Raw genomic sequence first — 10315 nt, 5'->3', positions numbered from 1 at the left:
GAGCGATCCAACAGCTTAGGGATAGACGACGAAACCAAGTGTGAGGTGTAATTTCAAGACTTGTGTGTACACCGTAGCTTATCCCCAGAGGGGGCCCCCCCTTCCCCTTTTCCCTTTAACCGACAAGTATTGACTGGTGAGTTATGTCATGTCCGTTTGATTACTTATTAAACCCGAAAAACTCCAAAGTCAGACCCCTCGTGGAGCCACAAATTGGTTTGTAGAGAGGTAGCATTGCTACGTCTCTACATCGGGTGGAATGACGAAAAATCCTTCAATGAGGAATGTCACCCCTGATTCGCCAGCTATATTTTGTCAAGGGGAGGGAATTAGATGTCAATGTATAAGTTCCATAACTCCTCAGTCAACAGTCAACAGTCATCACTCCTCTAACGCCCAATTATTAACTTTCAAACTCCTCAATAAAATTGAAATCATCTAAAACAATCTGAAGGCTAAATCGCGTGTTTTGGGGACATTTAAATCGCTTGAGTTGAATTGAGTTATCTGTTTCCCTTGCTTGCACTGATTGGACAATTTCTCCGGAAGCAGAAATCAATGCCAAACTAATATTTCTCGGTAGATAAACATTGCGTTCTTGAGGATACAGTTGGGCACGAATTCCTACTCTACCATCTATTTCTGCTGTCAATGTCAACATTAAGACTACAGCTTGATTATTATTTGCTAATTCAATTTCTTTGACTCGCTGGATTGATTGCTCAACCACATCAGCAACCTGGCGAAAACTAAAGGCAAAATCTGGCTGTGTACCCAAGTAACTTTCTATTGTTTGCCAGCTATCTGCAACTATATTTTGAAACCACTGACGCAAGTTGACAAGCGACGGCTTTTGTATATATCTTTGGGGCCAGTCTTGGCTATTTAATAAGGCTCCCCACATTTCAAAGGGCAATTCTAATCGAGGATTTGTTGAACTTGTTAATCTTTGCCAGAGGTTTTCTACTTGAGTAGCTGATAATATAAGCAAAGGAGCAATTGCTGTTTGTGTTTGTTCTTCAGGATATAGTTGACGTACTACCCAAAGTACATTTAAATCTTCAATCATTTGAGTAGCATCTAAAGAGTAAGTCCGTTCTTGGGAATCGTAGCTACCTTGATTTTTTAATTGTTCGTGGGTAGTGTAACCCCAAATTCTCAGCCATTGACCATCGGGATTAACTTGTACTGCTAAATAATAATCTCCTGCCCATTGAGGAATATCTATCCATTCTTGGGGTACAGAAAATTCTCTAGTTTCTAGGTTTTTATCTGGAATTAAAATCAAGCGTTTTGTATCAATATTTATCGCAGTACCGTTGACTAATTCCCAAGTGATTGGCAATGTATGAACAGTAGCCTCTGGTGCGTACTCTGTTTGTAACCAAGGCAAAAAAGTACTGAGGCATACTTGATTCAAAAAAGCATTCCAACGATGGCGGGGACTAACACTAGACTGACTTTGCTGCCAAGATTGATTTTGAACTTCAGGAGATACTTCCAACCATAGCTGAGTCGGCGGAACACAAAATGATGACATGGCTACTGCTCCTTTGAGGTCTGAGGTTCTAAATTACCGAAATAATTTTGTAACCATTCCTCTAATACTGCACTAATATATTTAACTACGTTGGAAGTTGGAGAAATATGCATTGTTTCTTGACTCCATTTGGCGATCGCTAGTAATAAAGATTCTCTTGTTTTCGCCAATTGCCGGGATACTTGGTATTGCTGGATTTGCTGTTGTTTGGCAATTTGTTGTTGTGTCAGTCCTTGTTGATAGTACAATTGCAACAATTGTTGTGATTGGGGAGAAAGTTTTGCCAGGGTAGTAATTAATAGATTGTGGATTTCTTGTTGTTGATTTTTTTGAATATCTGCTTCTTCCGTGGCAATTAAATCTGCTAATAAAGATTCATTTTGAGTAGTATCTGGTAAATCATCTTGTAATTCACTATCTGCTTCACCTGTTTTCGGCGCATTGAGTGAAGAAACCACAGGATATAAATAAGAACGTGCGTATTTTGCAGATAACAGCAGCCATTTTTCTAGAGTTTGGGCATTGGCTTCTGTGCCTGGTGGGTTAAGTTGTGTTAAGCGATCGCGGTTATAAAGTTGAGTAATTATTTTCCAAGTTTCTGAGTCGGGTTTTTGCAACTTCCGTGCTTGTGGTGATTTACCCAGAATGTAACCATCGACAAAACATTTCCAAGCTAGTAAATAACAGCCAATAGTTTCATCAATTAGCCCAGCATTTTGTAAAGATTCCTGTAGTCGCTTGCGGCTCAATTTGAGTAACAATGCCCAATCATTGCAAAAATCGATTTCTTGTTTTTGGCGCAAAGCATCCCGAATCACATTGCCAAAAGCCACATTGCTGTAGCTTTTGAGGGTAGCTTTTTGGTCAGGATCGCAAGCTTTGAGGATTTTTGGGACTTCAGCGATGGCGATTTGAAAACAGTCAAACAAGGTACACTGCACACTAGCAATTTGAGGAATTGTCCTTTGTGCCGACCAATAACAAGTTTCTTGCAGATAAGCCGAAAGATGCGCCTCAGCTAGAGAGTTAGGCTGATTTTGCCAATTTTTATGCCAATAAATTGCCCAGAAATTCTCTGAGTGTTGGTTGTCTGATATCTTTAACAAGCAATTTTCGATACTGCGCCTTAGTTTGGCATCATATACCCAAGACTTAAAGCGATCGGCTTCAAATTGGATAAAAGTGGAAAATATTTCCGAGATATTTTGGCGAGGACGCATGAAATTAAAAGGATAAACCTTCAAAAATCAGTATATAGTTTAATACAATGATTTCAAAGTCTGTTGTAATATACCCTTGAGCCTATTTTTTGGCTATTGTTTACCTAAATTTGATTAATCTGTATCCAGTTTTACTTTAGTCATATATTTTCCTGTTTATCCTAAACACTTTGGCGCTTGCTATAAAAATAAAATAATCCTGGGACATACCACAGGTTTATTTATGAAATTCAAGTGGCCCTCTCAAATTTTGATGAGTGCGATCGCGCTTTCTGGTGTTATGGTGTCTCCCGTAATGGCACAGTATCCACCAATACAACAAGCTCCAGTATATCCAGGAGTACAACAACCTCAAGTATATCCAGGAGTACAACAAGCTCCAGTATATCCAGGAGTACAACAACCTCAAGTATATCCAGGAGTACAACAACCTCAAGTATATCCACCAATACAACCACCTCCAGTATATCCACCAATACAACCACCAGTATTTTCTTCCACCTCCTTTGTCTGCGGTCAAATAGGAGGCTCACCAGCCACACTTGTTCAAGTGAACGGTCAGACACTACTATTGCCCCTAATCATTTGGGAAACGGCAAGTTATGATATGTCACCCGAACAACGGTGTCAGATGGTTTCCTGGCGAATGACAACAGCAGTAGCACAAAATGGTGGCAGATTGAGTAACTTGCTGCTGGCGACTGGTAAGGTCAATGGTTACAACGTAATTTGTTTTGTTAATAGTTACGAAAGTTGCAACTCCAACAACATCATCATGACCTTGCTCAGACGGGAAAATGCTCGCAATCCTGGTAACGTCTTAACCCGAATTATCCGGTTTGGTAGATACGGTACTGGTTTAAATGTAATAGAAAACGGTGGCTTTACAGGTGGTGCAGTTGGTGAGGCAGAAATTATTCCCACTACTGTCAGCATAGAGGAAGCTGTTAATCAACTAGTCAATGAATCCGGGGGAATGCCTACTGCCCCTGCTCCTGGAGGTTATACTGCCCCTGCTCCTGGAGGTTATACTCCTCCTGCTCCTAGTGTAAATCCGGGTGGTGGCCCTATCTAGGTTCAGCAAGTCCGTAAGTTCTACAAACTTGCTTGACGATCGCTATTTTTAAGTCCACTCGGTTTGTGGGCTGTTCACAACTGTTTTTTTTCCCAATCTCTTGTTGATATCACCTTCTTGAGCAGCTAACCCAGACTTCGCGGATAATTAGCCTCTGCATCAGAATTATCCAGCCATTACTCAACATACAAAAACGAGAACTACTATTCCTAAATCGGTGTCAGCGATCGCTCCAGATTGAACCCGGAATAAAGGGTAGTCCTGTTTTAGCTCAATAGACCTCTTGCAAAAGTCTTTCTTTAGGTTCTCTTCTGGAGCGCCTCTCTTGCCTCGTGCGTGTTAGCGAGTATTCGAGCGTCGCGTCTTGATTCTGAATTCTGAATTCTGAATTCTGCATTCTTCTTCAATATTGCTGAGGCTTTTTATCAATGAACCTACAATTTATTAGCTATAAGTTTCCTGATCCTGTAATTAGTGTATCTGCTTGTTTTGCAGCAATAGTATTCTTTCAACCTGCCGTTTTTGCTGCTAAATCTGCTCAGGAAATTGCCCAATATGCTAACACCATTACTGTGCAAGTAAACAGACCTGCTGGAGTTGGTGCTGGTTTAGCAAGTGATGGTTCTGGATTTATTATCAAGCGCGAGGGAAACACTTACATTGTCCTAACTTGCAATCATGTTATTAATCCATCCGACGGCCCAAAACCAGTGAGAATTCGTACCAATGATGGACTTTCTCATAACATTAATCCCACAAGCGTGAAAAGTTTAGGAACTAACACTAAAGGAAGTAACGATTTAGCCTTATTTACTTTTAATAGTGACAAAGACTATGCAGTTGCAGAATTAAGAAGTCCTAATCAAGCAAAATTGGGCAGTAAGGCGTTTATTTTTGGTTATCCAGTTAACAATGATTTAAACAGAATTGCTGAAAATCGTGTTTATGATTTCCAATCAGGAACGATTTGGGAATCCAAAGATGCGAGTTTGAGTGACGGTGGTTACTCGTTGCAATACGCAGCTCAAACAGCAGGTGGTATGAGTGGGGGACCAGTGTTGGATGTGGATGCTAAAGTAATTGGAGTTCATGGTAAGGCTGACACACAAACAGATGTGAAGCAACTCCAATCGGGGGATCAATTAACAACAGATATTAAATCAGGAATTAGTGCAGCAGTTCCCATTGAAAGTGCAATCATTCTATCTCAGCAGATTGGAATTTATGGTTTGAAGATAGACAATTCTACCACTACAGATAACCCCAAAGAACGGATAACAAATCCTCAAGATCCTAATGATTTCTTAGCACGGGGACTGTCTCAGACAAGCAATAATCGTACCGCAGCAATTAATGATTTTAGCCAAGCGATCGCTCTCGACCCCAAAAATAGTATTGCTTATTACAATCGTGGTAATGCTCGCTACGATATGGGCGATAAACAAGGGGCGCTTGCTGACTATAATGAGGCCATTCGCTCTAATCCCTATCATGCCAATGCTTACTATAACAGAGGGGTAGTGCGATATTATCTCGGCGATAAGCAAGGTGCAATTGCAGACTTTACCGTTGCCCTGCGTTTCTCTCCTAACGATATTTTGGCTTACTATAGCCGGGGATCTGTATTCCGCACTATGAGAGACGGGCGGGGTACCTTTGCCGATTTTGACCAGGTTGTTCGCCTTGCACCTCATTTGCCTGAGTCTTACTATAACCGTGCGTTAGCCCGTGCCTTTTTTAACGATCGCCAAGGAATTGTTGCTGATTTCACTCAAGCGATCGCTCTCAATCCCCGATTTAGCAACGCCTACATCAATCGTTCCCTGACAATGCGCCGTCTAGGACACTTACCCGCAGCGATTCAGGATTTAAACACAGTGCTGAGTTACGAGCCAAATAACGCCATAGCCATTTACCAACGTGGTTTGTTCCGACGCGATGCTGGCGATCGTCAAGGTGCATTTGCCGATTTACAAAGAGCAGCTGATTTATTCCAGCAAGCTAGGGATACCGCCAATTACCAAAAAGCAATGTACGCAATTCAACGCTTGCAGTCATCACCTCCTACTTTCCCTCCTAGTCAACCAAACTACAGACAACCAGGTGGTGAAATTACTCCAGGTAGCATAAATCAACCTATTTAGACTTTCCGCATATTTTGACTGATGGGATCAAAACCTTTAGAAAAACGCGTGCTTTCATCATAATAAGCACCAGTCAGATTTGCTCCATACAACTTGGCATACTTGAGTTTAGCTCCGCGGAGATTCGCTTCATTGAGTTTAACACCGCTTAAATTCGCCCTAGTCAAATTCGCTCTGGCTAAGTTAGTTCTACTCAAATCAGCTCCCCAGAGTTTAGCTTTAGCTAAATTAGCTCCACTCAAATCAGATCCCCATAAATTAATTCCAGGTAAGTAGGCTGCAATAAACTTGTACCTACTTAAGTTGAGGGCTGGAAAATATCTTTCCCCTGCTGCATAACGCCTTTTTAATTCCTCAGCATCCATGCATCACATTAACCTTTCTCAGCAATATAGAAGTTATTTGTTCCCATTCTTGGCTCAACCCTCCTGTAAACTCTTGCTGTCCACTACGTTGATACCAGTAACGCGCATTATTTAAATCACCTTCTTTGCGGTGCAGGTAAGCATGAACCCAAGCGCTATCAGCATCGCCGGCATCTTGAACTATTTCATGAGCTTTGCTCCAATCACCTTTTTTTTCATACCACATTGCTTGCAGCGCTTTTGGCAATGTCTGAGGACATGGGCGCTGTTTTTCCATCAATCGCAAGAATTCCTCTGTATTCACGATCGCCACCCAACAAAAATCAAACTTCTATCTTTAAGATACTCTTTAGGGGGGCGGAGGGGCAGGAAAGATCGGGGAGATAGAGACAATAACTCCTAACTCCAAACTCCAAACTCCAAACTCCAAACTCCAAACTCCTAACTCCTAACTCCTAACTCCTAACTCCTAACTCCTAACTCCGCAGTGCCAATCTCCTTTTATATCCGCTTAACTGGAATCACTTCAAACTCAAAAGTATTAATTAAACGGTCGTCAATATAGACTTCTATTTTATATTTACCAAGTGGATCGCCAGGAGCGATCGTCCAAAAATTCTCAATCACGCCGTCGGTAGCAGGCTGTGTGCGCCTGGTTATAGATGTGGTACCGTCTGCGGAAATTGAGAAGTTTTCACCGTTATCTGTACCCCAAGTTTGTGGAGGTTTTGGTAAACGCAAAACTTCGCGCCATTTGACTTCACCTTGATAATTTTTGAGTTTCATTCGCCATCCGTAAACGTTTCCTTCCTGGAGTGGGACTGTTGTTGTCTGGAAAATGGTAACGTTACCTTTGGCGTCAACTCTCTTCAATCCAAACTCAGCGTTACTAACAGTAATCTTTTTCAGGCTGCTTGGTGTAGGAAATGACGTGGCGTTTTGTCCTACAACAGAAATAGCGTTAATTGGCTTGGAAGATATCACCCCAAATATGAGCCAAGAAGAAGCTAGCACAGCAATAGTAGACCAAATTTTCATTTTTTTTGGTTTTCCTGTCAGACGTTTGGTACTTATTCCAGTAATCTGACATATTTTCCGGGTCAAAGATATTAATAGTTGAACAAAGACAAAATTATTTTTACTAGTTAGTTAGATTCAATACTAGTGTTGGCGATCGCTATTTAAGAAACTTCCAAGTAAAAAATATTCCATAGAAGATTGTTGACCGTTGACCGTTGACAGTCAGCAGTCAAGGCTTCGACTCCGCTCAGCCTTGACCCTGAGCGAAGTCGTACCACTACGTGGAAGCAAGCTACGCGTAGCGGCGACCATAGGAGAAGGGTCAACAGCGAACAGTCAACAACCTAAAACTTAAACCCCAGACTTCTTTGACAAGTCCGGGGTCTAAACACTGGGAATATAAAATCAAATACGATTGCCATAGAGCAAACTTATGTTGATAGAGAATGAATTTTGAGTTGAATTTAATAACGTTTGCTGACTTCAATACCTTTTTCAACAGTGTGATAATTTCTTCGCCATTTTTCCAAATGGTCTATAGATATTGATTTCGAGATGACATTCACACCATTTCCGCGCCAAGCAACTTCTGGATCTGTTGTGAAAACTCCACATTCTAATTGGTCTAGTCTCATATTCCAGTATTCGCTAAATCGACCTTTTAAAGTAATAACTTGCTCAAATACCTTATTTCTGTGTTTATTTCTTCTTTTTCTTTCTGTTGCTCCGGTTGCTTCTGTATCAATAAACTTAGTTTCAATTAAAAACAGACTGCCTTTATAGGTTAAGTAAACAAAATCACACTTACCCAAATCTGTATAATCTGATATTGGTGATTTTTCAAACAACAACAATTCCGCGCATGAGGGAAACAAGTCTTTAATATTCAAAAATAAATAAGCCTGCAACAAAAGTTCCTTATCATAAGGAAACAACAGCACCCCTTCAAAAAATTTTTGAATATCCTCCTGAGTTTGGGGTTGAATTCTTTTACAGTATGAGACAAATTTATGTAGCTCGTTGACGATCATCAAGTTATAACTCCTTCCCCCAGTCGCAGCCTCAAGGTTCATGGCATAAAAAGATACCATTTTCTTAAGTTCTATTCCATCCGCATAAGTAACGAAAAAAACTTCCAAATTCCTAAATACTTAAGGTAATTTACTGTTGACAGTTCAGTAAAACTGTTAACTTAATTTACTTACAGTACTAGTGGACTTTTCACTTTTAATATTCAGCTACCAGCCAGCGATTTGATATGAGCAGAAAATCTGGCGTTTTGTAAAGCTTGGACAGTAATCCTAGAATCTTGTACGCAAAATTGCCAACCCAAGCGAACAAGTTTACGCGAATTTTCAGTTTGTATAACTCCAATTACTGGCATTTTCGCTTTTTCTTTGTCTGGTGAATGCTCTTGCAAAATTGTTTTTAACCGATGTAATTCTTCAATATTCACTGCTTGCTGGGGATTTAATTCCACCATTACCATTTGAACTGTTTCTACTGGTTCTACGTCTTCAACGATATATTGAGTTTGATCGTCACGTCGATCTACTTTTCCCCAAATAATCAATCTGGTATCAACCTGGAGTAAGGAACTAATACGTTCATAAGTTTTGGGAAAGACTACAGCTTCTACTTGTGTAGTTAAGTCTTCTATTTGCAAAATTGCCATTTGATCGCCTTTTTTGGTAACAACCTTTTTGACGTTATTCAACATAACAACTGCACAAAGTCTTGCATCTTCCCTTTGTTCTCCCAGTTGTGAAAGATTAATCGGAGTCAAAAGTGGTGCTATTTGCCGTAAAGATTTGAGTGGATGATCTGATACATAAAAACCTAATAATTCCTTTTCCATTTGTAACTTTTTTTGTGGAGGAAAATCCCCCACAGGCGTAGACTTTGGAGCAGTTTCAAAGGCATTATTTACTCTTTTATTTGGAGTTTGAGAAAATCCATCACCTAATAAATCAAAGAGATTCCCTTGACCGCTAGCTCTATCTTTAGCGCGAGATTGTGCCCAATCATATACTAATTCTAGGTCATTAATTAACTGTTGACGGTTAGTTTCAATTTTATCAAAGGCTCCACAATATATAAGTGACTCTAAAGTACGGCGGTTAACTGCACGTAAATCCACGCGATCGCAAAAATCTGCTAGAGATTTAAACTCTCCTGTCTCATTTCTCGCTGACAAAATACTGGCGATCGCATTTTGTCCCACATTACGTACAGCCGAAAAGCCAAACAAAATCTTTCCTCCTGTCGGCGTGAAATCAACACCAGAACGATTTATATCTGGCGGATCTATGGGAATACCCATATTTGTACAGTTAGTAATGTATTTTTGTACCTTATCTGTATCACCACTGTTTGCCGTCAACAGTGCCGCCATATATTCCAATGGATAATTAGCTTTTAAATATGCTGTTTGATAAGTTACATAACCGTAGGCAGTTGAATGGGATTTATTGAAGCAATTAGAAGCTATTAGACCGCTTTTAATCGCAAAATTATGGTCGCGTTCTACCCCAATATCATAGACATTTTGTCTGCCTATATATTTGCGTGTTAATATTTTTACCATCCTACCCCCTTTCCAAACAAATTTTGCAAACAAAATTAATTAATTGATAAAATGATGAAATTTGTAAATTAAGTATTATCAATAATACAACTCTTCAACGCAATAAAACATTGCTATACTCTTACACAAAATTAATCACAATATATCAAAAGTTTAATAAACGAATAAGTAAGCAGTTAATAAGCAGATAATTAATGTTTTAAAAGCTTATTGAACACATTTAAATAGATACTAATTCGCTTGTATTTGGATATAGGGCATAGGACATGGGGCATGGGGCATGGGGCATGGGAGATAGTAACGCTAAAGGGCCACAGGGGAAAGGGTAAGGGGCAAAGGGGAAAGGGAAGATCCGTGCTTGTCC

The 10315-nt window shown here is 40.1% G+C and carries 9 protein-coding genes; 2 read left to right on the top strand and 7 right to left on the bottom strand.

The window, feature by feature from the left end; all coding sequences use genetic code 11:
• Window positions 1-403: 403 nt before the first annotated feature.
• Complete coding sequence (locus GNE10_RS25705) at window positions 404-1540, bottom strand: DUF1822 family protein (RefSeq protein ID WP_185567906.1); 1137 nt, start codon at window positions 1538-1540, stop codon at window positions 404-406.
• A gap of 2 nt (window positions 1541-1542) precedes the next feature.
• Window positions 1543-2760 carry a sigma-70 family RNA polymerase sigma factor gene (locus GNE10_RS25700; RefSeq protein WP_185567903.1) on the bottom strand — a complete coding sequence of 406 codons (1218 nt, stop codon included), beginning with the start codon at window positions 2758-2760 and terminating at the stop codon, window positions 1543-1545.
• Between the two features lie 223 nt (window positions 2761-2983).
• On the opposite strand from GNE10_RS25700, the gene GNE10_RS25695 reads away from it, so the two are divergent.
• A complete protein-coding gene (locus GNE10_RS25695; protein WP_185567900.1) occupies window positions 2984-3835 on the top strand; it encodes a COP23 domain-containing protein in 852 nt (283 codons plus the stop codon).
• A 428-nt stretch (window positions 3836-4263) separates the two neighbouring features.
• On the top strand, window positions 4264-5979 hold the full coding sequence (locus tag GNE10_RS25690; RefSeq protein WP_185567897.1) for a tetratricopeptide repeat-containing serine protease family protein: 1716 nt from the start codon (window positions 4264-4266) through the stop codon (window positions 5977-5979).
• Here GNE10_RS25690 and GNE10_RS25685 read toward each other — a convergent pair.
• From GNE10_RS25685 to GNE10_RS25665, 5 genes are all read right to left on the bottom strand, one after another.
• Window positions 5976-6344: a pentapeptide repeat-containing protein gene (locus GNE10_RS25685; RefSeq protein WP_185567893.1), complete on the bottom strand. Its 369-nt coding sequence runs from the start codon at window positions 6342-6344 to the stop codon at window positions 5976-5978. The two genes, GNE10_RS25690 and GNE10_RS25685, sit on opposite strands and share 4 nt — an antisense overlap.
• The gene (locus tag GNE10_RS25680; protein ID WP_185567890.1) at window positions 6334-6648 is read right to left on the bottom strand and encodes a hypothetical protein; all 315 of its coding nucleotides are present in this window, start codon (window positions 6646-6648) and stop codon (window positions 6334-6336) included. The genes GNE10_RS25685 and GNE10_RS25680 overlap by 11 nt, the downstream gene beginning before the upstream one ends.
• 197 nt (window positions 6649-6845) lie before the next feature.
• Window positions 6846-7382 (bottom strand): hypothetical protein, encoded by a 537-nt coding sequence (locus GNE10_RS25675; protein ID WP_185567887.1) that lies wholly within the window; start codon window positions 7380-7382, stop codon window positions 6846-6848.
• Between the two features lie 446 nt (window positions 7383-7828).
• Entirely contained in the window at window positions 7829-8395 is a 567-nt protein-coding gene (locus GNE10_RS25670) for a hypothetical protein (protein WP_099067573.1), read from the bottom strand.
• 203 nt (window positions 8396-8598) lie between these two features.
• Window positions 8599-9951, bottom strand: coding sequence for an OB-fold nucleic acid binding domain-containing protein (locus tag GNE10_RS25665; protein WP_185567884.1), 1353 nt, complete (start codon window positions 9949-9951; stop codon window positions 8599-8601).
• Window positions 9952-10315 lie beyond the last annotated feature (364 nt).

The sequence above is a fragment of the Nostoc sp. 2RC genome, assembly GCF_014222165.1.
In the GTDB taxonomy this organism is placed as follows: Bacteria; Cyanobacteriota; Cyanobacteriia; order Cyanobacteriales; family Nostocaceae; genus Nostoc; species Nostoc linckia.
Note: the sequence above shows the minus strand (reverse complement) of the source record. Positions and strands in the feature narration are given on the sequence as shown.